This is a genomic window from Enterobacter sp. NFIX59 (genome assembly GCF_900113755.1).
GTDB classification, from domain to species: Bacteria; Pseudomonadota; Gammaproteobacteria; order Enterobacterales; family Enterobacteriaceae; genus Enterobacter; species Enterobacter pseudoroggenkampii.
Map to the genome: position 1 here is coordinate 81,844 of NZ_FOQN01000008.1, position 25,973 is coordinate 107,816.

A 25,973-nucleotide genomic window follows, 5' to 3' on the forward strand; every position below is an offset into this window, starting at 1 on the left:
CTTATTTCTCGCTATCGACCAGGCCGCGGACAAACGCACGTTGCATGGCTAAAACAATGACTACGGGTGGGATAAGGGTCAGCAGCATCGCCGCCATTACCTGGTTCCAGAGGGTGGTGCCTTCGCCGGTGGCGATCATGCCTTTGATGCCCGCCACGGCGGTGCCGAGGTTGACGTCCTGAATAATCAGCAGCGGCCACAGGTACTGGTTCCAGCCGTAGATAAAGGTGATCACAAACAGCGCCGCAAGGTTAGTTTTCGACAGCGGCAGCACGATATCGCGGAAGAAGCGCATCGGCGACGCGCCGTCGATGCGCGCCGCTTCAATCAGCTCGTCCGGCAGGGTCATAAAGAACTGGCGGAACAGGAAGGTGGCGGTCGCCGAGGCCATCAGCGGCAGGGTTAAGCCCGCGTAGCTGTCGAGCATCTTCAGGTTGGCGATCACCTCCACCGTCGGGAAGATACGCACCTCTACCGGCAGCATCAGGGTGATAAAAATCATCCAGAAAAACAGGTTACGCAGCGGAAAGCGGAACCAGACGATGGCGAAGGCCGACAGCATCGACACCGTGATTTTGCCCACCGTAATGCCGAACGCCATGATGAAGCTGTTGAGCATCATCAGCCAGAACGGCGCGCTGTTGGCGCCCACGCCCTGGGTCCAGATGGTCTTCATATTCTCGAAAAGATGCGTGCCTGGGATCAGCGTCATCGGCGTGTCGAACACCGCTTTGGTGTCCAGCGTGGCGGCGACAAAGGCCACGTACAGCGGAAACAGGATGACGATAATCCCTAAAATCAGCATGGTATGGCTGAAAATCGTCAGCCCGCGACGGTTCTCAATCATTGGTAGCGCACCTTACTTTCGACATAGCGGAACTGCACCACCGTGAGGATGATGACGAGGAACATCAGCACGACGGACTGCGCGGCAGAAGCGGAGAGATCCAGCCCGGCGAAGCCTTCGCGGTAGATCTTATAGATAAGCGTCGTTGTCGCCTGCACCGGGCCGCCCGCGGTCGCCGCGTCGATCACCGGGAAGGTGTCGAAGAAGGCGTACACGAGGTTAACCACCAGCAGGAAGAAACTCACCGGGGCGATCAGCGGCAGCGACAGCCTGAAGAAGCGACGAATAGGCCCTGCTCCGTCAATTGCCGCGGCTTCCACCAGCGAGCGCGGGATGGACTGCAGCGCGGCAAAGAAGAACAGGAAGTTATAGCTGATCTGCTTCCACACCGAGGCGAACACCACCAGGAACATAGCCTGACCGCTGTTCTGGGCGTGGTTCCAGTCGTAGCCGAACTCTGCCAGGAAATGGGTAATCAACCCGCGGCCGGGGTTAAACAGGAAAATCCACAGTACGGCGGCGACGGCGGGTGCCACGGCATAAGGCAGCAGCATCAGGGTCTGATACAGGCGGCTGCCGCGCACCACGTAATCCACCAGCGCGGCGAAAAACAGCGATGCGACAAGACCGCTGACGGTGACCAGCGCGCTGAACTTCATCGTCGTCCAGAAGGCGTCCAGGTAGTAGCTGTCATGGAACAGCGCGGTGAAGTTGTCCAGGCCAACAAACTGGCTGGAGAGCCCGAACGGATCGACGCTTTGTACCGAGTACCACAGCGCTTCGCCCGCAGGCCAGATAAAGAAGATAACGGTGATAACCAGCTGCGGCGCGACCAACAGGTACGGCAGCCAGCGGGAACGGAACACCGGACGGGATGATGACATAGGTTTGCTCTGTAGGTATTCACCCCTCACCCCGACCCTCTCCCCAAAGGGGCGAGGGAGAAAAGACGGCTCTGTGCAGTCCCCTCTCCCCTATGGGGAAAGGGTTAGGGTGAGGGGCAGGTTTGAATTACGATTTGGTCGACTGCTCAAAGCGGCGCAGCAGCTGATTTCCGCGCTCTACCGCAGAGTCCAGCGCCTGCTGTGGCGTTTTCTTCCCGGTCCACACGCTTTCCAGCTCCTCATCCACGATGGTGCGGATCTGCGGCATGTTGCCCAGGCGCAGGCCTTTAGTGAACGGCAACGGCGGCTTGTTCAGCATCTGGCGCGTCGCGATGTCCGCGCCTGGGTTCTTGCTGTAGAAGCCCTGCTCGCGGGTCAGGTCATACGCGGCTTTGGTGATCGGCAGGTAACCGGTCTTCTGGTGCCACTCGGCGGCGTTTTCAGGCTTGGCCAGGAAGTCGAGGAATTCGGCCACGCCTTTATAGGTGCCCTTGTCTTTACCCTGCATGACCCACAGGCTCGCCCCGCCGATAATGGCGTTCTGCGGCGCGCCCTTCACGTCAGCGTCGTACGGCATCATGCCCACGCCGTAGTTGAATTTGGCGTAGTGACGGATATCCGCCAGCGAGCCGGACGAGGCGGTGGTAATGGCGCAATCACCGTTGTAGAACTTCTCGGTGGATTCGTCTTTACGCCCGAAGTAGCTGAAGTCGCCCTTCTTGTTCAGGTCGGCAAGCAGCGCGATGTGCTTCACCTGCTCCGGCTTGTTGAACTCCAGTACCGCATCGGTGCCGTCGAAGCCGTTGTTTTTGGTCGCCACCGGCAGGCCGTGCCAGGCGCTGAAGTTTTCAATCTGGATCCAGCCCTGCCAGCCGCTGGCGTAGCCGCACTTCATCCCCGCCGCTTTCAGCTTCGCGGTGTACTCCGCCAGGTCCTGCCAGGTTTTTGGCGGCTGCTCCGGGTCTAAACCGGCTTTTTTGAAGGCATCTTTGTTGTAGTAGAGCACCGGCGTAGAGCTGTTAAACGGCTGGGACAGCAGATGGCCGGTTTTGGAATCGGTGTAGTAACCCGCTACGGTCGGCACGAACTGGGATTCATCGAAGTTGATACCCGCTTCTTTGAACACTTCGTAGACCGGCTTGATGGCTTTGGAGGCCATCATGGTGGCGGTACCCACTTCATAAACCTGTAACAGTGCAGGCGCGTTGCCGGTACGGAAGGCGGCGATGCCCGCGCTCAGGCTCTGCTCATAGTTGCCTTTGTACACCGGCACAATTTTGTAATCCGGATGGGTGTCGTTGAAACGTTGCGCCAGGGAGTCAACTTCTTTACCCAACTCCCCTTCCATTGAATGCCAGAACGGAATGGTGGTGACAGCCATTGCGTTCGTCGCAAAAGCCAGACCCAGTGCCAGACCCAAAGCTGTGTGTCGTAACGATGTCATTGTCATCTCTCTTATTGTACCGGATGCGCGATATCACGCGTTTTATGCTCGCGAGGTAACATGACATGCTCGAATTACAGAAAAATAACTGTTTGTTTACAGATAAGTGACAGCCAGGCGTCAGGGGGATGATGGTTGTGTGAAGGGGGTTGGATGGTTGGGTGCGGTCTGGTGCCCTGACCCCGGCCCTCTCCCACAGGGAGAGGGAGAAAACACTAAAAAAGGCAACTTGCGTTGCCTTTTTGCTTTTACCTATCCGCCCAGATACGCGCTCCGCACCGCTTCGTTCGCCAGCAGCGCGTCGCCGGTGTCTTCCAGCACTACGCGGCCGTTCTCCAGCACGTAGCCACGGTCAGCGAGCTTCAGCGCCTGGTTGGCGTTCTGCTCGACGAGGAAGATGGTCATCCCCTCTTTGCGCAGTTGCTCAATGGTGTCGAAAATCTGCTGGATGATGATCGGCGCCAGACCGAGAGACGGCTCGTCCAGCAGCAGCAGGCGCGGCTGGCTCATCAGCGCGCGGCCAATCGCCAGCATCTGCTGCTCACCGCCGGACATGGTGCCCGCACGCTGGATGCGGCGTTCCCACAGGCGCGGGAAGAGTTCGTACACCCACTTGATGCGGGTCTGGTATTCATCGCGGTGGGCGAAGAAGCCGCCCATCGCCAGGTTCTCTTCCACCGTCATACGCGAGAAGACCCGGCGCCCTTCCGGGACAATCGCCACCGCTTCACGCATGATTCTGGCGGTCTGCCAGTCGGTAATGTCTTTACCATCAAACACGATCCGCCCGCTGGTGGCGCGCGGGTCGCCGCACAGGGTGCCGAGCAGCGTAGTTTTACCCGCGCCGTTGGCGCCAATCAGGGTCACGATTTCACCCTGATTGATGTGCAGGCTGACGTCGTGCAGCGCCTGGATCTTGCCGTAGTGCGCGTTGACCTTGTCGAACGTTAACATCGCTTTTTCCATCTTATGCCTCACCCAGGTATGCGCGGATCACGTCCGGGTTGTTGCGGATCTCTTCCGGCGTGCCGTTTGCCAGCGGCGTACCCTGGTTAACCACGTAGATACGGTCCGAAATGCCCATCACCAGCTTCATGTCGTGCTCGATCAGCAGAATGGTAGTGTCGTGGTGATCGCGCAGTTCGGCAATCAGCTCGTCCAGCTCTTTGGTCTCTTTCGGGTTGAGCCCTGCCGCCGGTTCGTCGAGCATCAGGATCTCCGGCTGGGTCACCATGCAGCGCACAATCTCCAGACGACGCTGGTCGCCGTAGGCCAGGTTGCTCGCCTGACGGTTGGCGTGCTGCAGCAGGCCAATTCGGTCGAGCCAGGTCGCCGCGCGATCGAGCGCTTCATCCTGCGCGCGGCGGAAGGCCGGGGTTTTCAGCAGGCCGGAGAACAGCCCGGTTTTCAGCTGCTGATGCTGCGCGACCAGCAGGTTCTCAATCACCGTCATCTCGCGGAACAGACGCACGTGCTGGAAGGTACGCACCACGCCCATGCGGGCAATCTGCTGGCCCGGCAGCCCTTCAAGATGCTTGTCGCGCAGCATGATGGTGCCGCCCGTCGGCTTGTAGAAGCCGGTCAGGCAGTTAAAGACCGTGGTTTTCCCCGCGCCGTTCGGGCCAATCAGGGAGACAATCTCTTTCTTGTGCAGATCCAGTGACACATTGTTGACCGCCAGCAGGCCGCCAAAACGCATCATCAGACCGTTAACGGATAATAATGGCTGACTCATGCCTGCTCTCCTTTCGTCTGAGTGCGTTTCAGCTTCAGCTGTGGACGAGTCATCGGCAGCAAGCCCTGCGGACGCCAGATCATCATCAGCACCATCAAACCACCCAGCATCAGCATGCTGTATTCGTTAAAGTCGCGCATCAGCTCGCGCGAGACCACCAGCAGGATGGCCGCGAGGATAACGGCGAACTGCGAGCCCATACCGCCCAGCACCACAATCGCCAGCACAAAGGCGGATTCGGCAAAGGTGAACGATTCCGGGCTTACAAAGCCCTGACGGGCGGCAAACAGCGTCCCGGCGAAACCGGCAAACGCGGCGCTGATGGTGAACGCGGTCAGCTTGATGCGGGTCGGGTTCAGGCCCAGGGAACGGCAGGCGATCTCATCTTCGCGCAGCGCTTCCCACGCGCGGCCCAGCGGCATGCGCAGCAGACGGTTAATCACGAACAGGGTAATCACCACCAGCAGCAGCGCCACCAGATAGAGCCAGATTACACGGTCGGACGGGTCATACTTCACGCCGAAGAAGTTACTGAAGGTGTCCCAGCCGCCTTCGCGGGCGGTACGGCTGAACTCCAGGCCGAAGAAGGTTGGTTTCGGGATCTGGCTGATGCCGTTCGGGCCGCCGGTCACTTCGGTGTTGTTCAGCAGCAGGATACGGACGATTTCGCCGAAGCCTAAGGTCACAATCGCCAGGTAGTCACCGCGCAGGCGCAATACCGGGAAGCCAAGCAGGAAGCCGGCAGCGGCAGAGACCAGCCCCGCCAGCGGCAGGCAGGTCCAGAAGCCGAGGCCGTAATAGTGGTTCAGCAGCGCGAAGGTGTAGGCGCCGATGGCGTAGAAGCCGCCGTAGCCCAGCACCAGCAGGCCGGAGAGCCCCACCACCACGTTCAGACCGAGACCGAGAATCACGTAGATCATGGTCAGGGTAGCGATATCCACGGTGCCGCGAGAGACCACAAACGGCCACGCCACGGCGGCCACCAGCAGCGCCACGAGGAACAGCTTCTGCTTAACGGTAGACCCGTCGATGGCCGGCAGAACGAATTTCGGCCCGGAGACGTTTTTCAGCGACTTCTGGAACAGCGGACGCAGCAGCTGGAACAGGAACACAACGGCGGTGCCGATAAACACCCACTGCCAGCGGATGTCGGGGGCGGTATCCACCACCAGCTTCGTCCCGTCCAGACCTAACTGGACGCCCATAAAGACGCCCGCCAGCACGAAGAACATGGCGGCAGAGAGCAGCGCCATTGCAAAATGCATCGGTTTCATACTTTCTCTACCTCCGGACGGCCCAGAATACCGGTAGGCATCACCAGCAGAACCAGAATCAGCAGGGCAAACGACACCACGTCTTTATATTCCGTGCTCAGATACGCCGAGGAGAGCGCCTCCGCCACGCCCAGGATCAGGCCGCCAATCATGGCACCCGGAATACTGCCGATACCGCCCAGTACCGCCGCGGTGAAGGCTTTCATCCCGGCCATAAAGCCGATGTACGGGTTGATCACGCCGTAGAACTGGCCGAGCAGGACACCCGCCACCGCCGCCATCGCGGCGCCAATCACGAAGGTCAGGGCAATCACGCGGTCGGTGTTGATGCCGAGCAGGCTCGCCATCTTCAGATCTTCTGCGCAGGCGCGGCAGGCGCGTCCCATCCGCGAGTAGCGGATGAACAGCGTCAGGGCGAGCATCGCAATAAAGGTCACGACCCAGATAACAAGCTGCATGGTGGTGATAGACGCCGCGAAGTTTTCGCTGGCCCCCACAATCCACTGGCCGTTAAACAGGCTTGGCAGCGCCACGTCGCGCGAGCCTTCGGTCAGGCTGACGTAGTTTTGCAGGAAGATCGACATCCCGATGGCGGAAATCAGCGCAATCAGGCGTTTGGAGCTGCGCACCGGTCGGTAGGCCACGCGCTCGATGCTCCAGCCGTAGGCGCTGGCAATCACAATCGCGCCGACAAACCCGGCGGCGACCAGCAGCCAGCTGCTGTCGATGCCCATCATCATCAGGGCAGCAATAATCATAAAGGAGACGTAGCTACCGATCATGTAGACCTCGCCGTGGGCGAAGTTGATCATGCCGATAATGCCGTAAACCATCGTATAGCCGATGGCGATCAGCGCGTAGGTGCTTCCCAGCGTAACGCCGTTAAACATCTGCTGCAGGAAATAGAGAAACTGCTCGGACATATGCAAACCTTTTTATACCCGCCCGGCGGTCCGGGCGGTGGGATAATTATTTGGCGGCCGAGGACGAACCGTCGGCGTGCCACTTAAAGACACCAAACTCAAATCCCTTCAGATCGCCTTTCTCATCCCAGTTCAGCGGCCCAATCACGGTGTTCACCCCGTGTGCTTTTAAATCTTTCACCAGATCCAGCGGTTCTTTGCTGCCGGAGCGATCCAGCGCGGTGGCCAGAGACTGTACGGCCGCATAGGTGATCCAGACGTACGGACCACTCGGATCTTTCTTCTGCGCCTTGAGCGCATCCACGATAGGCTTGTTGGCCGGATCCTGGTCATAGCGTTTTGGCATCGTCACCAGCATGCCTTCGGCTGAATCCCCCGCGATGTTTGACAGAGAGGCATTGCCCACGCCCTCTGGCCCCATAAACTGGGTTTTCAGACCGGTGGCGCGCGCCTGACGCAGCATCTGTCCCATCTCCGGGTAGTAGCCGCCGTAGTAAACAAAGTCGATATTCTCTTTTTGCAGACGGGCGATCAGCGCGGAGAAGTCTTTCTCACCGGCGGTAATGCCGTCGAAGAAGACGATGTTCGCGCCGCCTTTTTTCAGGCCGTCCTGAACGGAGCGCGCCAGACCTTCGCCGTACTGCTGCTTGTCATGAATAATGGCGATACGCTGCGGCTTGACGGTTTCAAGGATGTATTTGGCGGCGGTGGGCCCCTGAGAGGAGTCCAGCCCCGCGGTGCGCATAATGTGCTGATAGCCGCGCTGGGTCAGCTCAGGGTTAGTTGCGCCAGGGGTGATCATCAGGATGCCTTCGTCTTCGTAGATATCAGACGCAGGCTGGGTGGAGGATGAACACAGGTGGCCGATCACATACTGGATGCCATCGTTGACGATTTTGTTGGCGACCGCGACGGCCTGTTTCGGATCGCAGGCGTCGTCATATTCCACGCCCACCAGCTTGTCGCCTTTGATGCCGCCCTTAGCGTTGATGTCTTTGATGGCCTGGCGCGCACCGTTGAACTCCATGTCACCCCATTGGGCAACAGGGCCGGACATCGCACCCACTACCGCAACTTTAATGTCCTCCGCCATAGCGGCATGCGAGATCGACAGTGCGACCATCCCCGCGATTAACGTCTTCGCGTTCCTTTTCATCTCTGAATCCCCATTCGTGATGTCGTGTTTATATTTTGTTTTATTATGGTTAAAAAGCATTCTGTACTTTTAATGAACAACGCTATTTTTACCAGTGCCTTTAATGGTTTAGCGCAGGTTTTTGTCAAAAACCAGACTAAAATCTCTATTTTTCAGGCGATTAAGCAAAGATAATATTCTGAAATCAGGCAGAGATAAACAAATAAAAGTGCAGTTTGCAGCATAAAATAACGGTACAAAGCGCCGAATAAATCACTACCCTTCAGGTTAAAATTCTGCTTATTTTTCGATCCATGTGTTTTCAAACTGCCCATCGCGTTGCCAAAAAACTAATCACCTGGTTAATGAGAATAAAAAGAGGAAGCCGCTGAGTGAATAAATTGAGTACACTGCCCCTACTCAATCTGATTTGGACAAGTAGCTAATGAAACTGACTATCGTGCGTCTGGTGACCTTTAGCGACCAGGATCATATCGACCTGGGCAAGATCTGGCCGGAATATTCCCCTTCGTCGCTACGCGTGGATGAGACCCACCGCATTTATGCCGCGCGTTTTAACGAGCGCCTGCTGGCCGCGGTTCGCGTCACCCTGAGCGGTACAGAAGGGGCGCTGGACTCGCTGCGCGTACGTGACGTCACCCGTCGTCGCGGTGTGGGACAGTATTTAATTGAAGAAGTGATCCGCGAAAACCCGAGCGTGACCTCATGGTGGATGGCTGACGTCGGCGTGGAAGACCGCGGCGTGATGGCGGCGTTTATGCAGGCGTTAGGGTTTACGGCGCAGGAGAGCGGGTGGGAGAAGCGTTTGGGGTGAATTGTGCGGGGTGATGCGTGCGGTGCGGCCTGATGCCCTCACCCCGGCCCTCTCCCACGGGGAGAGGGTGCAAACACTAAAATGGCAACCTTACGGTTGCCATTTGCGTTTATTTGGCGTCAGTAGCAGTCCCGTTAGCATGCCAGTCAAACACGCCGAACTCGAAGCCCTTCAGGTCGCCCTTCGCGTCCCAGGAGAGTGGCCCCATGACGGTCTGGACCGTGTTCGCTTTCAGCCAGGTGGCAATCTCAGCCGGTTCGGCTGACTGGTTCAGGCCCGCCTGCAGAGACTGCAGCGCCGCATAGGTGGTCCAGACGAACGCGCCGCTTGGATCCTGTTTCTTCGCCTTGATGGCATCTACGATAGGTTTGTTCGCTGGCACCTGGTCGTAGTTCTTCGGTTTGGTCACCAGCAGGCCTTCGGCTGATTCACCTGCAATGTTAGACAGGGAAACGTTCGCCACGCCTTCCGGACCCATAAACTGGGTTTTCAGGCCCGCAGCGCGCGCCTGGCGCAGGATCTGCCCCATTTCCGGGTGGTAGCCACCGTAGTAAACGAAATCAATATTCTCTTTCTTCAGACGCGCCACCAGGGTGGAGAAGTCTTTCTCACCGGCGGTGATCCCGTCGAAGAACACCACGTCGGCATTGGCTTTCTTGAGGTTGTCCTGCACTGAACGCGCCAGACCTTCACCGTACTGCTGCTTGTCATGAACGATGGCAATACGCTTCGGCTTCACTTTTTCAACGATGTATTTCGCCGCGGTTGGGCCCTGGTCAGAGTCCAGACCGGTGGTGCGCAGGGTCAGCTTATAGCCGCGCGCGGTCAGCTCCGGTGCGGTCGCCGCCGGAGTGATCATCAGGATACCTTCGTCTTCGTAGATGTCAGACGCGGGCTGAGTAGAGGAAGAGCACAGGTGACCGATAACGTATTTGATCCCGTCGTTCACCACTTTGTTCGCGACCGCGACCGCTTGTTTCGGGTCACAGGCATCATCATATTTTACGATCTGCAGTTTTTCGCCCTTGATACCGCCCTTAGCATTAATGTCTGCAACCGCCTGCTCAGCGCCGGTAAACTCCTGGTCGCCGTACTGTGCTACCGGACCGGACATCGCGCCAACCACAGCCACTTTGATGTCTGCCTGTGCCATGGTGCTGAATGCCAACGCGATACATCCTGCCAGTAACGCTTTACCCTTCATGTTCATCCTGAGATTCCCCATTATTATGGTTATTACGATTGTTGTGATGTTGTTGTGCAGCGCTTTATGTCAGTTATAGGTGTGCTGTTCGCGCTTTTTCAGCATACTCTGCTAAAACATACCCGATTTTTATGATTTTGGAATAGCTAATTTGAAATGAATATATGATAGGCCCGGCAGGGATTTTCGCCGGGCATATGGCTTTAACGTGTCAGCGAGGCGGAGATAATGTCCAGCGCTTTACGGAACTGCACTTCAGGGATCGTCAGCGGATAGAGGAAACGAATGACGTTGCCGTAGACGCCGCAGCTCAGAAGAAGCAGCCCTTCCTGCAACGCGCGCTCCTGGACCTGGCGGGTAAATTCCGGCGAAGGCTGGCCCGTTTGCGGGTCGTTAAACTCCACCGCCACCATTGAGCCCTGGGCGCGAATGTCCGCGATATACGGGCAGTGTTCCTTCGCTTTGTTCAGCACTTCCACCAGGTGATGGCCAAGATGCGCCGAGCGCGTGCAGAGATCCTCTTCATCAATCACGTCGAGCACGGCATGCGCCGCGGCAATCGCCAGCGGGTTTCCGGCGTAGGTACCGCCCAGCCCGCCCGGCGCAGGGGCGTCCATGATCTCTGCCCGGCCCGACACCGCTGAGAGCGGCATCCCGCCCGCCAGGCTTTTCGCCATGGTGATCAGATCCGGCTTCACGCAGTGGTGTTCCATTGAGAACAGCTTGCCGGTACGGGCGAAGCCGCTTTGCACCTCGTCGGCAATCAGCAAAATGCCATGGGTATCGCACAGGGCGCGCAGCGCCTGCATAAAATCGGCTGGCGCGATGTTGAAACCGCCCTCTCCCTGAACCGGTTCGAGAATAATGGCCGCGACCTGGTCGGGTGCGATATCCGCTTTAAAGATGCGTTCCAGGCTTTTCAACGCCTCAGCGGTGCTGACGCCGTGCAGTTCATTCGGATACTGCGCGTGATAAACCGAACCGGGGAACGGGCCAAAGCCGAGCTTGTACGGCGCAACTTTGCCGGTCAGCGCCATAGTCATAAAGGTGCGGCCGTGGAACGCGCCGCCGAAGGTGATAAGGCCGGGACGTTTGGTGTACGCCCGGGCAATTTTGACCGCGTTTTCAACCGCCTCTGCACCCGTTGAGAAGAACGCCGTTTTAGCCGGACCGTCAACGGGCACGCGCTGGTTGATGCGCTCGGCAAGCGCGACATAGCTTTCGTACGGCACAATCTGGTACGCCGTATGGGTAAAGGCGTGGAGTTGTTTTTCGATGGCGGAAATGACTTTGGGATGGCGATGGCCGGTATTCAGCACCGCGATACCGGCGGCGAAGTCGATGTACTCGTTGCCTTCCACGTCCCACACCGTGGCGTTTTCAGCTTTATCGGCATAGAAGTTACACATCACGCCGATGCCGCGCGGCGTCGCCTGTAAACGCCGGTCGTTCAGTTCGTTGTTTTTCACCCTGTCCCCCTGAGAAAGTCGCCTGCTTAGCGCATCAGTAAGTGTTTGCCAGGGGGAGGGAATTCGCCAGAGCGGGCGCTAAAAAAACAAAACCCCCGAATTTGCATTCGAGGGTTCTCGGTGTACTTCGCGGAAATTACGCTTCGATAGCGGCGCGAAGTTTTTTCATGGCGTTCTTTTCAAGCTGACGGACACGTTCCGCAGAGACGCCGTAGCGGTCGGCCAGCTCCTGCAGCGTGGACTTGTTGTCTTCGTCCAGCCAGCGGGCGCGGATAATATCCTGGCTACGTTCGTCGAGGCCTTCCATCGCATGGGTCAGCTTGTTCGCGGCCTGATCTTCCCAGTTATCCTCTTCGATGCCATCAGCAAAGTTAGAGGTTTTATCCTGCAGATACAGAACCGGTGCCATCGGCTGGCTGTCAGATGCGTCGTCGTCGGAGGACATATCAAAGGTCATGTCCTGCGCGGCCATACGGGATTCCATCTCACGCACGTCTTTGCTGGTTACGCCCAGCTCGCGCGCCACCATTTCCACTTCATCCTGATTGAACCAGCCCAGACGCTGCTTGGTTTTACGCAGGTTAAAGAACAGTTTGCGCTGCGCTTTTGTCGTGGCGACTTTCACGATACGCCAGTTGCGCAGCACGTATTCGTGAATTTCTGCTTTGATCCAGTGCACGGCGAAGGAGACCAGTCGCACACCCACTTCCGGGTTAAAGCGACGTACAGCCTTCATCAGACCGATGTTACCTTCCTGAATCAAGTCCGCCTGCGGCAGGCCGTAGCCCGCATAATTACGAGCAACGTGAACAACAAAGCGCAGGTGAGACAGGATCAGCGTCTTAGCTGCTTCCAGATCGCCCTGGTAATGCAGCTTTTCAGCAAGCTCCTTTTCTTCCTCGGCCGTTAACATCGGCCAGGTGTTCGCAGCCCGGATATAAGATTCCAGGTTACCAACAGGGGCTAAAGCTAAAGTTTGCATTTCTTTGGTCATTCATTCCTCTCAATGTTTCTTCTGGTCCAGGTCGTCCCCGTCAGGCAACAACCATGCCAAAGCGTTTGAGCAACGAGATTAGCATTCACTCTTTTATCAGACAGTGATTTTATCCACAAGTTCCAGGCGCAACGGTGAATAAATTACGCACAAAATGTGACATGGAGATGATAACAGGGGAAGAGACAACAGGGACGCTTTCCCTGCAGAGCGAACATCTCGGTGCAGGGAAAGATTATATCACGCTTTTATTAGTCGGGAGTAAAGTGACGTAAATGTTGAACGGTTGCCAGCCAGGCTGCCACCCACCCAATCATCGAGCACACCAGCAGCAGTAACAGGCACTCATCGAAACCTAAGCCGCTGATATTAAACTTCGTTCCGAAAACCTGCGCCACTTCAGTCACGGCAGACGAAAGCCGCATCACCAAAATTTCTGACAATATCAGTGAAAGAAATGCGCCGGAAAAACCGAGCAATGCACCACCGTAAAGGAACGGTCGGAGGATGAAGCCATCCGTCGCACCAATCAGTTTCTGCACGTTGATGGTATCGCGACGGGCAAAGATGCTCAGGCGAACGCTGTTACCAATGACGAGGAAGACCGCCGCCACCATCAGCACGCCAATCATCGCCGCGACGCGTCCTACCAGCCCGGTCAGGGCTGAGAGACGCGCAAACCAGCTGTCATCCATGCGCACTTCATCAATGCCCTTAATGCGCGTGATGCGATCGCGCAGGGTGTTAAGCGAATCGGTCCCCTGGAAATCCAGCTTCGGGATCACCACCGCCACGGCGGGCAGCGGGTTCTCTTCGAGCATATCCAGCGCGCCGCCAAAGCCAGACCAGTTACGGAACTCGCCCAGCGCGTCTTCACGTGAGAGATAGTTGACCTTCTCCACGCCCTGCTCGGCCTGGATTTGCCCAACCACCTGCGCAGCGGCGTTATCGTCGAGCGCTTTATCCAGATAGACCGTGATCTGCGGGGACGGATAATACTGTGAAGCCGCCTGGTTGACGTTTTTATAGACCATATAACAGACGCTTGGCAGCGTCAGGGAGATGGCAATCACCATCACCGTCAGGAACGTCGCCAGCGGTTTGCTTTTCAGGTCCTGCAGCGCGCCGTGGAAAGCGTAGCGTACCTGTTCGTTAAACACGTTGGTTTTACGGGAGGCCGGTTTTGTCGCGGCCTTCTGGCGCTTCGGCGCATTACGATTGCCGTCACCACCGCCCTGCGGCTTACGGAAACGGTCAAACCGGTTCCCGAACTGCCGAATCTGGTTTATTGCATCACGCTTGTTCACCGTGGCCTCCGTGCAAATGCCCGTCGCTCAGGGTCAGCATGCGGTACGAACGACGGGAAATGAGCCCGATATCGTGCGTCGCCATCAATACGGTGACCCCTACGCGGTTGAATTCCTCAAACAGACGCAAAATCCCTTCTGACAGGGCATCGTCCAGGTTACCGGTCGGTTCATCCGCCAGCAGCACGGCAGGCTTGTTCACCACCGCGCGGGCGATACCCACGCGCTGCTGTTCACCGCCGGAGAGCTGGATCGGGAAGTTCTTCGCTTTGTCCAGCAGCCCGACCTTATCCAGCGCCGCAGAGACGCGACGGCGGATATCGTCATAGCTGGCGCCGGCAATAATCAGCGGAATGGCCACGTTATCGAAAACGGTGCGATCCATCAGCAGGTGGTGATCCTGGAAAATCATGCCGATCTGACGACGCAGGAACGGCACTTCGCGGTTTTTCAGGCGGCTGATCTCATGGCCGCCGAAAAAGATTTTCCCGGCGCTTGGCCGCTCGATCCCACAGATAAGCTTGAGCAGGGTACTTTTCCCCGCGCCGGAATGGCCGGTCAGGAATGCCATCTCGCCCGGCTGCAGGTGGAATGTCACCCCCTGCAGCGCTTGTCTCCCACCGAGATAGGCCTTGCTGACGTGTTCAAAGCGAATCATTGTTAGTCCTCTCGGGCAAATAATGCCTCAATAAAGTCGTCCGCCTTAAACGGACGTAAATCCTCAATACGCTCGCCCACACCGATGTAACGGATAGGAATGCCGAACTGATCGGCCACGGAGAAGATCACCCCGCCTTTCGCGGTGCCGTCCAGCTTGGTCAGCGCGATCCCCGTCAGTCCTACCGCTTCAGTGAACAGCTTCGCCTGACTGATGGCGTTCTGTCCGGTGCTGGCGTCAATGGTCAGCATAATTTCATGCGGTGCGTCTTCGTCCAGCTTCTTCATGACGCGGACGATTTTCTTCAACTCTTCCATCAGGTGCGATTTGTTCTGCAAACGCCCTGCGGTATCGGCAATCAGCACGTCCACGTTGCGCGCCTTCGCCGCCTGGATGGCGTCGAAGATCACGGACGCGGAATCCGCGCCGGTATGCTGGGCAATCACCGGAATGTTGTTGCGCTGGCCCCAAACCTGCAGCTGCTCAACCGCCGCCGCACGGAAGGTGTCGCCCGCCGCCAGCATCACCGATTTGCCCTGCTGCTCGAACTGACGCGCCAGCTTGCCGATGGTGGTGGTTTTACCCACGCCGTTCACGCCGACCATCAGAATAACAAATGGCGTTTTGCCTTCAATATTAAGCGGTTCGTCAACTTTTGCGAGAATTTCACCCATCTCGTCTTTCAAGAGACCGTACAGCGCTTCGGCGTCGCGCAGCTGTTTGCGGCTCGCCCCTTCGGTCAGGTTGGCGATGATCTTACGGGTGGTTTCCACGCCGACGTCCGCAATCAGCAGCTGTTCTTCCAGCTCTTCAAAGAGATCGTCGTCGATCTTCTTGCCGCGGAACAGACTGATAAATCCGGAACCTAAGTTTTCTTTGGTTTTGAGCAGGCTGCGCTTCAGGCGGGCGAAGAAACCTTCTTTGGTCGGTTTTTCCTGCTCCTGAACGATCTCTTCTTCCGGTTCTTCTTCCGGTTCTTCTTCCACCGGCACCACGATGACCGCTTCTTCAGCGGCTTCCGCCGCCAGCGCCTGGGCTTCAAGCTCTTCGTCGGTCAGTTCTGGCTCTAGTGCCGCTTCTTCTTCCACCGCCTCAACAATTTCAACGGTTTCCGCTTCGGCCTGCCACTCTTCGGCAGACACCTCTTCGGCTTTCACCTCTTCCGGCAGCGGCAGCTCTTCATGCTCGATAACGGCCTGCGGTGCTTCGGTAATGTCTTCAACGACAACCGGTTCCGGCTTCTCGCTATCCTGAACCTGTTCAGTGACCTCAACCACCTCTTCTGCAAAGGATTCAACCTCTTCTTTGCTGTGTGCCGTTTCTTCCGCGTCGACTACCGCGGCGGTTTCTACAGGCGTTTCAGGCGGTGACTGCTCTTCAATGGCTTGTTGCTCTTCGGTTTTCTGTTCTGTTTCTTGCTCTTTTTCACCGAAGCCCAGCCAGGAAAAGAAGCCACGTTTTTTTTGTTTTGCCATCTGCGACTACACTCCTCGCGGCGCTATATACATGGAAGCTAAAAAAATGATGAAATAGTCTAACACTTTACTTAATTGACATCACCGCCCGCAATCGCAGGCCAATTGTTAACAGAGCTTTCCTGAGATGAAGAAACCCAACCGCGCCCCGGCCGGTCAAATTCGTATTATCGGCGGTCAGTGGCGAGGCCGGAAATTACCGGTGCCGGACAGCCCCGGTTTACGCCCTACTACCGACCGCGTGCGCGAGACGCTGTTTAACTGGCTGGCCCCGTCAATGGTAGACGCCCACTGCCTGGACTGCTTCGCCGGAAGCGGCGCGCTCGGTCTGGAAGCGCTGTCGCGCTATGCCGCCAGCGCCACGCTGCTGGAGATGGAGCGCGGCGTAGCGCAGACGCTGCAGCAAAATCTGGCGACGCTGAAGGCGGGCAACGCCAAAGTCGTGAACACCAACACGCTGAGTTTTCTTGCGCAGAAAGGCACGCCGCATAACGTGGTGTTTGTCGACCCGCCGTTCCGTAAGGCGCTGCTGGAGGAGACGCTATCCCTGCTGGAGCAAAACGGCTGGCTGGCGGATGACGCGCTAATTTACGTTGAAAGCGAAGTGGAAAACGGTTTACCGCCGGTTCCCGCTCACTGGGATCTGCACCGTGAAAAAGTCGCGGGTCAGGTTGCTTATCGTCTGTATCACCGTCAGGCACAAGGAGGATCCGATGCCGGTACTGATTAATCTGGGACGTTTGCTGATGCTGGGCGTCTGGGCGTTTTTGATTCTGAATCTGGTGCACCCGTTCCCGCGCCCGATGAACATTTTCGTTAACGTCGCGCTGATTTTCACGTCGTTTATGCACGCCCTGCAGATGGTGATGCTGAAAAACGGCCTGCCGAAAGACGGCCCGCAGATGACGGGCTGGCAGCAGCTGCGCGTGTTTATCTTCGGCGTATTTGAGCTGCTGGTGTGGATGAAGAAATTTAAGGCGCAGGCGAAGAAATAAGGTGCGGGCTGATGCCCTCACCCTACCCCTCTCCCACAGGGAGAGGGAACCGTTCGTGCATTATTCCGTACTGAACCCTTCAAATCGCGACCCTTTGTAGCTCAGCGTTCCTTTCTCTCCCACTGTCAGCTGATGGTACTGCTGCGCCTCCAGGCGGAAGGTCATCTCCAGGCCGCCCGTTTCCGGCTTAAAGCTCGCTTCATAGCGCATTGTTGTGCCCGCAGGCGTCACCTGCTGCTGGCGTGAGCGGCGGTCATTGAGCGGTTTCTCGCGTTTGTTGGTCACCACCACGCGCTTTTGCATCAGGGGTGCGGCATCGTTATCCGCCTTCTCGCGGCGCTGCTGTACGAAGCGGAACGAGGCGGCAATGACGATAATCGCCACCACGATAATGAAAAACAGCGGCATCTTGCTCATTCTACAATCCCATCAGATTATGCGGAATTCAGGATACCCTGCCTTCCCCGCCATTGCCAAACGCCCGCCCGCGTCACTACACTGGATCAGAAACTGATTATTCAGACTTAACAGATACAGGGAGTTAATATGCTTTGGTCATTTATCGCTGTCTGTTTTTCCGCATGGCTTTATGTCGATGCGTCGTACCGCGGTCCCACCTGGCAGCGCTGGTTGTTTAAACCGGTCACGCTGTTGCTCCTGCTGCTGCTGGCCTGGCAAGCGCCGATGTTCAACGCCGTCAGCTATCTGGTGCTCGCCGGGCTGTGCGCCTCCCTCATTGGCGATGCCTTAACCCTGCTGCCGCGCCAGCGCCTGCTGTACGCCGTTGGGGCGTTCTTCCTGTCGCATCTGCTGTATACCATCTACTTTGCCAGCCAGATGACGCTCTCCTTCTTCTGGCCGCTGCCGTTGGTGCTGCTGGTGATTGGCGCGCTGCTGATTGCGGTGATCTGGTCACGTCTGGAAGAGATGCGTTTGCCGGTCTGCACGTTTATCGCCATGACCCTGGTAATGGTGTGGCTGGCGGGCGAGCTGTGGTTCTTCCGTCCGACCGCTCCGGCGATGTCCGCGTTCTTCGGTGCCGCGCTGCTGCTGATCGGGAATGTCGTCTGGCTGGGCAGCCACTATCGTCGCCGCTTCCGTGCGGATAACGCGATTGCCGCCGCCTGCTACTTTGCCGGGCACTTCCTGATCGTGCGTTCGCTGTATATTTAAATAAGTCTTGACTCTGGAGTCGACTCCAGAGTGTATGCTGCGGTTAATGAGAAAATTATCATTACCGGAGACTGCCATGTCGACTCCAGAAACATCTAAAAAAGTTCCACAATTCTCGGCACTTAAGCTCAGACCGGTTCCGCCGAAAGACGACTGCTGCTGCGAAGGCGTGTGCGAAACGCAAACTGAAATGCTGCCTGAAAGCGGCAACCGCTACAGCTGGGTCGTTAACGGCATGGACTGCGCCGCCTGTGCGCGCAAAGTGGAAAACGCCGTCAAACAAGTGCCGGGCGTGAGTCACGTTCAGGTGCTGTTCGCCACTGAAAAGCTGCTGGTTAGCGCCTATAACGACGTCAGCAAACAGGTGGAAGCCGCCGTCAGCAAGGCGGGCTATACCCTTCGTAGCGAAACGGCGCCCGCTGAAAAAGCCTCTTCCCTGAAAGAAAACCTGCCGCTCATTACCCTCATCATCATGATGGCCCTGAGCTGGGGGCTGGAACAGTTCAACCACCCGTTCGGCAACCTGGCGTTTATCGCCACCACGCTGGTCGGGCTGTTCCCGATTGCCCGTCAGGCGCTGCGCCTGATGAAAAGCGGCAGCTGGTTTGCCATCGAAACGCTGATGAGCGTGGCGGCTATCGGCGCGCTGTTTATTGGCGCAACGGCAGAAGCGGCGATGGTGCTGCTGCTGTTCTTAATTGGCGAACGTCTTGAGGGCTGGGCTGCGAGCCGGGCGCGTAAAGGGGTCAGCGCGCTGATGGCGCTGAAGCCGGAAACCGCCACGCGCGTGATAAACGGCACGCGTGAAACGGTCGCCATCAATACGCTGCGCCCGGGCGACGTGATTGAAGTCGCGGCAGGCGGACGCTTGCCTGCAGACGGCGCGCTGCTTACCGCCACCGCGAGCTTCGATGAAAGCGCCCTGACCGGCGAGTCCATTCCGGTTGAACGTGAGGCGGGTGAAAAAGTGCCTGCGGGTGCCACCAGCGTCGACCGTCTGGTACAGCTCACCGTGCTTTCCGAGCCGGGCGACAGCGCCATCGACCGTATCCTGAAGCTGATTGAAGAGGCCGAAGAGCGCCGCGCGCCGGTCGAACGCTTTATTGACCGCTTCAGCCGGATCTACACGCCCGCCATTATGCTGGTGGCTCTGCTGGTTACCGTCGTCCCACCGCTGTTCTTTGGCGCGCCGTGGGAGGGCTGGATTTATAAAGGGCTGACGCTATTGCTGATCGGCTGTCCGTGCGCGCTGGTGATTTCCACCCCGGCGGCGATTACCTCCGGGCTGGCTGCGGCGGCGCGTCGCGGGGCGCTGATTAAGGGCGGCGCGGCGCTGGAGCAGCTGAGCCAGGTTCAGCAAATCGCGTTCGATAAAACCGGTACGCTGACCGTGGGCAAACCGCAGGTGACCGGCGTATATCCGCAGGATATCGGTGAAGATGAACTGCTTACGCTGGCCGCCGCCGTTGAGCTGGGTTCCACTCACCCGCTGGCGCAGGCGATTGTGCGTGAAGCGCAGTCGCGCGGGCTGAACATCCCTCCGGCAACCGCCCAGCGGGCGCTGGTCGGGTCAGGGATTGAGGCCACCGTTGACGGTAAAAAGGTACTGATTGTCGCGGCTGGCAAGTCTTCTACTCCAGAGGTGGAGGCGTTAGAACAAACCGGACAAACTGTTGTGAGCGTGATGCAGGACGGCGTCGCAAAAGGGATGCTGGCGCTGCGCGACACCCTCCGCGATGACGCAAAAGAAGCCGTGGCGGCGCTGCATCAGCTGGGCGTGCAGGGGGTGATTCTCACCGGTGATAACCCTCGCGCAGCGGCAGCGATTGCCGGTGAGCTGGGGCTGGAGTTTAAAGCCGGATTGCTGCCTGCGGATAAGGTCAGCGCGGTAACGGAGCTGAACGCTCAGACGCCGCTGGCGATGGTCGGTGACGGGATTAACGATGCTCCGGCGATGAAAGCGTCCACCATTGGTATTGCGATGGGCAGCGGGACCGACGTGGCGCTGGAAACGGCTGACGCGGCATTGACCCACAACCGCCTGACCGGGCTGGCGCAGATGATCGATCTTGCGCGCGCGACGCGGGCCAATATCCGTCAGAACATCGGTATCGCGCTGGGGTTGAAGGGGATTTTCCTGGTGACCACGCTGCTTGGCATGACCGGGCTGTGGCTGGCGGTACTGGCGGATACCGGGGCAACGGTGCTGGTGACGGCGAACGCGCTCAGGTTGTTGCGTCGCCGGTAAAAAAACGCCCGGTGGCGCTGACGCTTACCGGGCCTACATATCCTGCTAAATCGTAGGCCGGGTAAGGCGAAGCCGCCACCCGGCTTTTTTTATATGAAGTAGCTCATCGCCAGGCCTAAAAACAGCACCAGACCGACGTAGTTATTGTTCATAAACGCTTTGAAGCATGCGTCGCGTTCGCGCTTCGCAATCAGCTTTTGCTGGTACGCAAACAGCAGTCCCGCCACCAGCACGGACCAGTAGAACTCCCAGTTCAGCCCGTTCAGACGACCAATCGCCACCATCAGCGCCAGTACCGCAACCTGCAGGATACCGATAATCAGCTTGTCCTGACGGCCAAAGAGGATGGCGGTTGATTTGATGCCAATTTTCAGGTCATCGTCGCGGTCAACCATCGCGTACTGGGTGTCATACGCCACAGCCCAGAGAATATTCGCCAGGAACATCAGCCAGCAGCTGAGCGGTAAGGACTCACTAACCGCCGCAAACGCCATCGGAATCGACCAGCCAAACGCCGCCCCCAGCACCACCTGCGGCAGATGGGTGTAGCGCTTCATAAACGGATACACCCAGGCCAGGGCCAGCGCCGCAACGGAAAGCAGAATGGTCATGGTGTTGAGGGTTAACACCAGCAGGAAAGAGAGCAGCACCAGAACAATAAACAGCACGCGGGCTTCTTTCCCGGTAACCTGCCCGCTGGGTAACGGACGACCGGCAGTACGCTTTACATGGCCGTCGAATTTACGATCGGCATAGTCATTCACCACGCAGCCCGCCGCGCGCATCAGCCAGACGCCGGCTACGAACACGCCAAGGATCCACAGCGGCGGCACGCCCGGCGTTGCGACCCACAGCGCCCAGAGGGTCGGCCACAGCAACAGTAACGCGCCAATGGGTTTATCGGTACGCATTAAGCGGTGATACGCCAGCAGCTTATTCTGCGTCAGGCTCCACTCCATTTTTTCTTCCTCTTAGTACAACGGTGATGCCGGTAAAAAAAGCTCCGTCAGAATTAACGGTTTACCGCTCAGGCGAAGGCGGGAACGACGCCCCCAGAGTTCGGCATCACGACCAATCTCAATAAAATCCCGGGTAAGCTCAGACGAGGTGAAAAGGTAACGCCCCAGCGGCGTTTTCCCCAGACGTTGCAGCGCCAGTTCTGGCCCGGAAAGGGTGGACTCGGGCACCACCGTCCGCCCGGCAAGCCACGGCTCGCCATCGGCACAAAGTAAAATTTCACGCAGCCAGTAACGTGGCTCTTGCGGCAGCAGCGGCAGCTCGCTGGCAATCTCATCGCCAGAGACAAACCCTTCCTGAATCAGGGTCACCGTAACCGTTTTACCCTGCTGCTCAAAACGTTTCGTCATGGAATCTTCCAGCAGCAACCAGTCCAGTTGCTGCGGTTCAAGCGCAGGTATTTGGTCGAAATAGCGCAGCGCACGCAGTTGCGTTAGCGCAGGGTGTGACATGCCAGACTCTCCGATACATAACGTAATGGCATTGTATCGCAGAAACACGGATTGAGGGGGGCCAAACGTTATTTAACGATCACGATCGCAACAAGAGTGCAACAGCCCGGCGGAGACGAAAAAAAGTGCGCCCACTCAGGCGCACCAAACAACTAACAAATCAGCACTGCGGGGAAACGGTTACCCCTTGCCTTTTACACTGCTGATAAAGGTGGAACGGGCAGTGGTTGAACCTAAACGTTCGGCTTCATCAAGCAGTTTCAGCGCTTTATCGACATCGCCGCGCTTCACCGCCTGCTTAATGGCGTTGTTGAAGTATTCTTCGGTGTCGTTCAGTACCGGCTCCGCTTTCTTCGCCGGGGCTGGCGCTGCGGTCGCTACCGGTGCGGCTGTCGTGGCAGCAGGTGCGGTATAGGCAGGTGCAGCGGTATTACCTACGGTGACAGGGCCTGTACCGGAGGAGCCAAACAGCGGGCCAACCAGGACGCTGGACGCACTGCTGGTCGACACTTTCAGCTTCACAAGGCCGTCAGTGGTATGGCGGGCAATCGGGTCCGGAATATCCGGCACGGCGTTACCTACGCCTTTGGCATAGGCCTTAGCGGGATCAAGCAGCGTAGTGGTTTGCTGCAAATCTTTTTCCGTGGTGAAGACGAGCACATAAATTTTCTGCTGACCCAGCGCAGGCGTCAGTCGCATTACCCCTTCGAGGCGGTCTGCGCTCATGACACCAGGCTCCTGATAGGTAAAGTATTCGCTCGGGAAGAACGCAGAAGGCGTCATGTTCTGGTCAAGAATGAGCACGTTCGGTGCAAAAACGCTGGTCTGCTTGTTAACTTCACTTGTGAGCGTCAACGTCAGTTCGCCAATGTTTGCAGGCACACTGTATGCAACCACCGGACCACTGATGCCCGGAACATTAAGTGGTTGCCCCCCCGTCGAGAGCTGGGTCGTTTGGGCTTTAGATGGATCGACAGGCGTCCAGACCAGCTGTTGCAACGCAGCGGCCGGAATGGCCGGCGCGGATGTTGTGTTTTGCGGAACGAAATTCACATTAGCGAGCGTTACTGCTGGCGCGCTTGCCAGCAGCCCTGCGGATAAACAAAGAGCAAGGAGAGTTTTGTTCATTTTCATTGTTATCACCTCAAAATGCACAGGTCAGCGGTAGCCAGGCAATAGCGCGCCGTCCCAAGGATTGAGGGGCTTGCGCCCCTCAGTTTGGTCATTACGTCAGGTTAAGACGGGATTACCACCAGATTTCCATCTGGGCGCCGAAGGACCACTCATCGCTATCACCACGGCTAGTGGTGGTGAAGCCGGAGTTATTGTCGGCTGCGTATTTCAGGACCTTATCGCCGTTTTTGATGTAACCCCAGTTCTCATCCCACTTGGCATAAGTTGCAAAGATACGCAGCGCCGGACGAGACCAAATGCTGTCACCAGCCTGCCACTGTTGTGCCAGGGTAATTTTGTACTGATTGTTACGATCGCCAGTCTGCTGAGACTTGACGTTGTCGTAACCGACTTCAAGCAGGGTACTCATGATTGGCGTCCACTTGTACATTGGACGAACGCCCACGGTCCACCAGTCGGTACCCAGGTCGTTATCAAGATCCAGTTTCTGGTACATACCGACGTACATCAGATCCCATTTATCGCCGAGGGAGATGGCACCGTGATCCAGCACGCGCCACAGCTTACCGTTGTTGTTGATGTAGTCATCAACATAGTGGGTGACCGAGCCATCGTCATTTTTAATATCGAAGGTCGAACCGTAGGAACCTTGTGAAAGGCCTTTACCCTGAGTGGTCATCGCATCCGTTGCATACTGAACAACGAACTTGTTATAGCCCTTCAGCATGCTCTGGGTGTGTTCAGCGGTGAACATCCAGCCGTCTTTCGACGCGCCGTCTGCATAGCTGTAACCATCAGTTTTATTGGAACGTCCATAGTCGACGCCCAGTTCCAGAGTACCGTTCGGGTTGGTCTCCAGCCCCGCCAGACGCATGTCAAACACGTCGTTCGCCGTATCTTTCGATTTGTCATAGATATTCTGGCTGCTAAAGGTGTAGGAACCACCCGCTTCCTGAGAACGGGTCGCTGCCAGAGACAGTTTACCGAAGCCCAGATCGACGTTTTCGATACCCGCACCAGGACCAGAAATATCCCAGTAGTAGAAGTCGATCATGTGGACGTCATGACGCTGATAGAAGCGCTTACCGGCCCAGATAGTCGAACCTGGCAGCCATTCAATCAGGTTTTTTCCCTGCACGTTGGCTTCACGGAACGCCGGGTTAGTGGCTTCCCAGTCGTTCTGCTGCCCCACGGAGTATGCTACGTTGGTGTCGAAGTAGAAGCTCTTATCACCTTCTTTCCATACTTCCTGGCCCAGCTTCAGTTCCGCATAGGTTTCACATTCGTTACCCAGACGGTATTTACTTTGAGCACCGGTTGCCTGGAAGCACTGTTGTTCGCCGCCACTCCCCGTCCAGCCGATACCGGAACGAGCATAACCATGGAAATCCACGGCCATTGCCTGAGCAGACATTACGCCCGCTGCGACGGCAACTGCCAGAGGAAGTTTGCGCAGAGTAATCATCATTCTATCTCCTGAGATCATTGCTTTTCTTTGAACACTTCACCTGTCGGTTTCGTGTCTTCTTTTGGGATTGCTTAAACGCCTGGCTCTTTGTGCAACCGACGACATGCAGTGCCATCCTCACGGAACAGATGGCAACGCTCTGGCGGCAAGCCGATAGCGAATCTGGCACCCTCTTCTACCAACACCACGTCGTTCTGGCGGTAGACCAGGTTCTGACGGATGGCGGGGATCTGGATATGAATCTGTGTTTCGTGACCAAGCTGTTCGACGACCTGAACGTCACCTTCCAGGGTCACATCGGCGATGTGGCTCGGCAGCAGGTGCTCAGGACGAATACCGAGGGACATGTTTGCCCCGACCTGTACGTTGGCGCTGTCGACCGGCAGCCAGACCTGCTGGCGGTTTGGCAGCTCCACCTGTACCTGTTCAATCGCGGTCGCGGTCACTTTGACGGGCAGGAAGTTCATCTTTGGCGAGCCAATAAAGCCCGCAACAAAGCGGTCTGCCGGGTAGTGATACAGCTCCAGCGGTTTGCCCACCTGCGCCACGCGACCGGCATCCAGCACCACGATTTTGTCGGCGAGGGTCATCGCTTCGACCTGATCGTGGGTGACGTAAATCATCGTGCGGCCAAGACGCTTGTGCAGACGGGAGATTTCGATACGCATCTGGACGCGCAGGGCGGCATCCAGGTTAGAGAGAGGTTCATCAAGCAGGAACACGCGCGGTTCGGCCACCAGGGTACGGCCAATCGCCACACGCTGACGCTGGCCACCGGAGAGCGCTTTCGGCTTACGCTCCAGCAGGTGCGCCAGCTGTAACACTTCCGCCACCTGCGTCACGCGCTGGTTAATAACCTCTTTCTTCGCGCCGGCCAGCTTCAGGCCAAAGGACATGTTCTCGGCAACGGAAAGATGGGGATAGAGAGCATAAGACTGGAACACCATACCGACGCCACGTTCGGCAGGTGGGATGTCGTTCATTCGGGTATCACCGATCAGCAGGTCGCCGCTGGTGATGGTTTCAAGACCGGCAATCATACGCAGCAGAGTAGATTTCCCACAGCCTGATGGGCCAACAAACACCACGAATTCGCCTTCGTTGATGTCCAGATTGATGTCTTTCGACACCACAACGTCACCCCAGGCTTTCGTTACATTACGCAGCTGTACGCTCGCCATGCCCTTCTCCCTTCGTTACAACCTGTCACCGACAGAAACATTCAAGATAAGTTCACTATGGGGTATCCATTACTTTCCCGAATCCTCCACCCCCCGCCTTTTTTATGGGGGAGGAGGCGGG

25 protein-coding genes are annotated in these 25,973 nt (G+C 57.3%); 5 read left to right on the forward strand and 20 right to left on the reverse strand.

What is annotated here, in order from left to right:
- Position 1: 1 nt before the first annotated feature.
- The 8 genes from ugpE to livK all read right to left on the reverse strand — a co-directional run bounded on the left by ugpE (position 2) and on the right by livK (position 8,263).
- Positions 2-847: a sn-glycerol-3-phosphate ABC transporter permease UgpE gene (ugpE, locus tag BM007_RS20755; protein ID WP_013099125.1), complete on the reverse strand. Its 846-nt coding sequence runs from the start codon at positions 845-847 to the stop codon at positions 2-4.
- Positions 844-1,731, reverse strand: a complete 888-nt coding sequence (gene ugpA / locus BM007_RS20760; RefSeq protein WP_045328892.1) for a sn-glycerol-3-phosphate ABC transporter permease UgpA — start codon at positions 1,729-1,731, stop codon at positions 844-846. The genes ugpE and ugpA overlap by 4 nt, the downstream gene beginning before the upstream one ends.
- A 127-nt stretch (positions 1,732-1,858) precedes the next feature.
- On the reverse strand, positions 1,859-3,175 hold the full coding sequence (gene ugpB, locus BM007_RS20765; RefSeq protein WP_023310025.1) for a sn-glycerol-3-phosphate ABC transporter substrate-binding protein UgpB: 1,317 nt from the start codon (positions 3,173-3,175) through the stop codon (positions 1,859-1,861).
- 252 nt (positions 3,176-3,427) lie between these two features.
- Positions 3,428-4,141 carry a high-affinity branched-chain amino acid ABC transporter ATP-binding protein LivF gene (gene livF, locus BM007_RS20770; protein WP_008500102.1) on the reverse strand — a complete coding sequence of 238 codons (714 nt, stop codon included), beginning with the start codon at positions 4,139-4,141 and terminating at the stop codon, positions 3,428-3,430.
- A 1-nt stretch (position 4,142) separates the two neighbouring features.
- Positions 4,143-4,910, reverse strand: coding sequence for a high-affinity branched-chain amino acid ABC transporter ATP-binding protein LivG (gene livG / locus BM007_RS20775; RefSeq protein WP_024906698.1), 768 nt, complete (start codon positions 4,908-4,910; stop codon positions 4,143-4,145).
- Complete coding sequence (locus tag BM007_RS20780) at positions 4,907-6,184, reverse strand: high-affinity branched-chain amino acid ABC transporter permease LivM (RefSeq protein WP_032650573.1); 1,278 nt, start codon at positions 6,182-6,184, stop codon at positions 4,907-4,909. The genes livG and BM007_RS20780 overlap by 4 nt, the downstream gene beginning before the upstream one ends.
- On the reverse strand, positions 6,181-7,107 hold the full coding sequence (livH, locus tag BM007_RS20785; RefSeq protein ID WP_008500099.1) for a high-affinity branched-chain amino acid ABC transporter permease LivH: 927 nt from the start codon (positions 7,105-7,107) through the stop codon (positions 6,181-6,183). The genes BM007_RS20780 and livH overlap by 4 nt, the downstream gene beginning before the upstream one ends.
- A 46-nt stretch (positions 7,108-7,153) precedes the next feature.
- The gene (livK, locus tag BM007_RS20790; RefSeq protein WP_090420789.1) at positions 7,154-8,263 is read right to left on the reverse strand and encodes a high-affinity branched-chain amino acid ABC transporter substrate-binding protein LivK; all 1,110 of its coding nucleotides are present in this window, start codon (positions 8,261-8,263) and stop codon (positions 7,154-7,156) included.
- Between the two features lie 424 nt (positions 8,264-8,687).
- On the opposite strand from livK, the gene panM reads away from it, so the two are divergent.
- A complete protein-coding gene (gene panM, locus BM007_RS20800) occupies positions 8,688-9,077 on the forward strand; it encodes an aspartate 1-decarboxylase autocleavage activator PanM (RefSeq protein WP_024906695.1) in 390 nt (129 codons plus the stop codon).
- Positions 9,078-9,186: 109 nt separating this feature from the next.
- Here panM and livJ read toward each other — a convergent pair whose 3' ends face one another.
- From livJ to ftsY, 6 genes are all read right to left on the reverse strand, one after another.
- Positions 9,187-10,287, reverse strand: coding sequence for a branched chain amino acid ABC transporter substrate-binding protein LivJ (gene livJ / locus BM007_RS20805; protein WP_024906694.1), 1,101 nt, complete (start codon positions 10,285-10,287; stop codon positions 9,187-9,189).
- 197 nt (positions 10,288-10,484) lie between these two features.
- Positions 10,485-11,750 (reverse strand): 4-aminobutyrate--2-oxoglutarate transaminase, encoded by a 1,266-nt coding sequence (locus tag BM007_RS20810; protein WP_048990598.1) that lies wholly within the window; start codon positions 11,748-11,750, stop codon positions 10,485-10,487.
- Between the two features lie 136 nt (positions 11,751-11,886).
- Positions 11,887-12,744, reverse strand: coding sequence for an RNA polymerase sigma factor RpoH (gene rpoH, locus BM007_RS20815; RefSeq protein WP_024906692.1), 858 nt, complete (start codon positions 12,742-12,744; stop codon positions 11,887-11,889).
- Positions 12,745-12,995: 251 nt separating this feature from the next.
- Complete coding sequence (gene ftsX / locus BM007_RS20820; RefSeq protein ID WP_024906691.1) at positions 12,996-14,051, reverse strand: permease-like cell division protein FtsX; 1,056 nt, start codon at positions 14,049-14,051, stop codon at positions 12,996-12,998.
- Positions 14,038-14,709: a cell division ATP-binding protein FtsE gene (ftsE, locus tag BM007_RS20825; protein ID WP_023310016.1), complete on the reverse strand. Its 672-nt coding sequence runs from the start codon at positions 14,707-14,709 to the stop codon at positions 14,038-14,040. The genes ftsX and ftsE overlap by 14 nt, the downstream gene beginning before the upstream one ends.
- A gap of 2 nt (positions 14,710-14,711) precedes the next feature.
- Positions 14,712-16,184 carry a signal recognition particle-docking protein FtsY gene (ftsY, locus tag BM007_RS20830; protein WP_090420790.1) on the reverse strand — a complete coding sequence of 491 codons (1,473 nt, stop codon included), beginning with the start codon at positions 16,182-16,184 and terminating at the stop codon, positions 14,712-14,714.
- Positions 16,185-16,311: 127 nt separating this feature from the next.
- Here ftsY and rsmD point away from each other — a divergent pair, with 127 nt between their 5' ends.
- Positions 16,312-16,914 carry a 16S rRNA (guanine(966)-N(2))-methyltransferase gene (gene rsmD / locus BM007_RS20835; protein WP_048990594.1) on the forward strand — a complete coding sequence of 201 codons (603 nt, stop codon included), beginning with the start codon at positions 16,312-16,314 and terminating at the stop codon, positions 16,912-16,914.
- Positions 16,898-17,179 (forward strand): DUF1145 family protein, encoded by a 282-nt coding sequence (locus BM007_RS20840; RefSeq protein ID WP_090420791.1) that lies wholly within the window; start codon positions 16,898-16,900, stop codon positions 17,177-17,179. Before rsmD ends, BM007_RS20840 begins: the two co-directional genes overlap by 17 nt.
- 60 nt (positions 17,180-17,239) lie before the next feature.
- Here BM007_RS20840 and BM007_RS20845 read toward each other — a convergent pair whose 3' ends face one another.
- Positions 17,240-17,596 (reverse strand): DUF2500 domain-containing protein, encoded by a 357-nt coding sequence (locus BM007_RS20845; protein WP_061716152.1) that lies wholly within the window; start codon positions 17,594-17,596, stop codon positions 17,240-17,242.
- A gap of 129 nt (positions 17,597-17,725) precedes the next feature.
- On the opposite strand from BM007_RS20845, the gene BM007_RS20850 reads away from it, so the two are divergent.
- The gene (locus BM007_RS20850) at positions 17,726-18,352 is read left to right on the forward strand and encodes a lysoplasmalogenase (RefSeq protein WP_024906687.1); all 627 of its coding nucleotides are present in this window, start codon (positions 17,726-17,728) and stop codon (positions 18,350-18,352) included.
- Between the two features lie 76 nt (positions 18,353-18,428).
- Positions 18,429-20,600: a Zn(II)/Cd(II)/Pb(II) translocating P-type ATPase ZntA gene (gene zntA / locus BM007_RS20855; protein ID WP_090420792.1), complete on the forward strand. Its 2,172-nt coding sequence runs from the start codon at positions 18,429-18,431 to the stop codon at positions 20,598-20,600.
- A gap of 89 nt (positions 20,601-20,689) precedes the next feature.
- On the opposite strand, the gene ubiA is transcribed toward zntA, so the two are convergent.
- From ubiA to malK, 5 genes are all read right to left on the reverse strand, one after another.
- Positions 20,690-21,559, reverse strand: a complete 870-nt coding sequence (gene ubiA / locus BM007_RS20860) for a 4-hydroxybenzoate octaprenyltransferase (RefSeq protein WP_048030191.1) — start codon at positions 21,557-21,559, stop codon at positions 20,690-20,692.
- A 12-nt stretch (positions 21,560-21,571) separates the two neighbouring features.
- Positions 21,572-22,069 carry a chorismate lyase gene (ubiC, locus tag BM007_RS20865; protein ID WP_024906684.1) on the reverse strand — a complete coding sequence of 166 codons (498 nt, stop codon included), beginning with the start codon at positions 22,067-22,069 and terminating at the stop codon, positions 21,572-21,574.
- 180 nt (positions 22,070-22,249) lie between these two features.
- A complete protein-coding gene (gene malM, locus BM007_RS20870; RefSeq protein ID WP_090420793.1) occupies positions 22,250-23,203 on the reverse strand; it encodes a maltose operon protein MalM in 954 nt (317 codons plus the stop codon).
- A 112-nt stretch (positions 23,204-23,315) separates the two neighbouring features.
- Positions 23,316-24,671, reverse strand: coding sequence for a maltoporin (locus tag BM007_RS20875; RefSeq protein ID WP_024906682.1), 1,356 nt, complete (start codon positions 24,669-24,671; stop codon positions 23,316-23,318).
- Between the two features lie 71 nt (positions 24,672-24,742).
- Positions 24,743-25,852 carry a maltose/maltodextrin ABC transporter ATP-binding protein MalK gene (gene malK, locus BM007_RS20880; protein WP_032650555.1) on the reverse strand — a complete coding sequence of 370 codons (1,110 nt, stop codon included), beginning with the start codon at positions 25,850-25,852 and terminating at the stop codon, positions 24,743-24,745.
- Positions 25,853-25,973 lie beyond the last annotated feature (121 nt).

Coding starts and splice junctions, on each gene's coding strand:
- BM007_RS20840 (WP_090420791.1), top strand. CDS start 16,898: ATGCCGGTACTGATTAATCTGGGACGTTTGCTGATGCTGGGCGTCTGG.
- ubiC (WP_024906684.1), bottom strand. CDS start 22,069: ATGTCACACCCTGCGCTAACGCAACTGCGTGCGCTGCGCTATTTCGAC.
- BM007_RS20850 (WP_024906687.1), top strand. CDS start 17,726: ATGCTTTGGTCATTTATCGCTGTCTGTTTTTCCGCATGGCTTTATGTC.
- livF (WP_008500102.1), bottom strand. CDS start 4,141: ATGGAAAAAGCGATGTTAACGTTCGACAAGGTCAACGCGCACTACGGC.
- livG (WP_024906698.1), bottom strand. CDS start 4,910: ATGAGTCAGCCATTATTATCCGTTAACGGTCTGATGATGCGTTTTGGC.
- ugpB (WP_023310025.1), bottom strand. CDS start 3,175: ATGACATCGTTACGACACACAGCTTTGGGTCTGGCACTGGGTCTGGCT.
- ugpA (WP_045328892.1), bottom strand. CDS start 1,731: ATGTCATCATCCCGTCCGGTGTTCCGTTCCCGCTGGCTGCCGTACCTG.
- panM (WP_024906695.1), top strand. CDS start 8,688: ATGAAACTGACTATCGTGCGTCTGGTGACCTTTAGCGACCAGGATCAT.
- livK (WP_090420789.1), bottom strand. CDS start 8,263: ATGAAAAGGAACGCGAAGACGTTAATCGCGGGGATGGTCGCACTGTCG.
- BM007_RS20845 (WP_061716152.1), bottom strand. CDS start 17,596: ATGAGCAAGATGCCGCTGTTTTTCATTATCGTGGTGGCGATTATCGTC.
- ftsY (WP_090420790.1), bottom strand. CDS start 16,184: ATGGCAAAACAAAAAAAACGTGGCTTCTTTTCCTGGCTGGGCTTCGGT.
- ftsE (WP_023310016.1), bottom strand. CDS start 14,709: ATGATTCGCTTTGAACACGTCAGCAAGGCCTATCTCGGTGGGAGACAA.
- rpoH (WP_024906692.1), bottom strand. CDS start 12,744: ATGACCAAAGAAATGCAAACTTTAGCTTTAGCCCCTGTTGGTAACCTG.
- malM (WP_090420793.1), bottom strand. CDS start 23,203: ATGAAAATGAACAAAACTCTCCTTGCTCTTTGTTTATCCGCAGGGCTG.
- BM007_RS20875 (WP_024906682.1), bottom strand. CDS start 24,671: ATGATGATTACTCTGCGCAAACTTCCTCTGGCAGTTGCCGTCGCAGCG.
- malK (WP_032650555.1), bottom strand. CDS start 25,852: ATGGCGAGCGTACAGCTGCGTAATGTAACGAAAGCCTGGGGTGACGTT.
- zntA (WP_090420792.1), top strand. CDS start 18,429: ATGTCGACTCCAGAAACATCTAAAAAAGTTCCACAATTCTCGGCACTT.
- ubiA (WP_048030191.1), bottom strand. CDS start 21,559: ATGGAGTGGAGCCTGACGCAGAATAAGCTGCTGGCGTATCACCGCTTA.
- ugpE (WP_013099125.1), bottom strand. CDS start 847: ATGATTGAGAACCGTCGCGGGCTGACGATTTTCAGCCATACCATGCTG.
- rsmD (WP_048990594.1), top strand. CDS start 16,312: ATGAAGAAACCCAACCGCGCCCCGGCCGGTCAAATTCGTATTATCGGC.
- livH (WP_008500099.1), bottom strand. CDS start 7,107: ATGTCCGAGCAGTTTCTCTATTTCCTGCAGCAGATGTTTAACGGCGTT.
- BM007_RS20780 (WP_032650573.1), bottom strand. CDS start 6,184: ATGAAACCGATGCATTTTGCAATGGCGCTGCTCTCTGCCGCCATGTTC.
- livJ (WP_024906694.1), bottom strand. CDS start 10,287: ATGAACATGAAGGGTAAAGCGTTACTGGCAGGATGTATCGCGTTGGCA.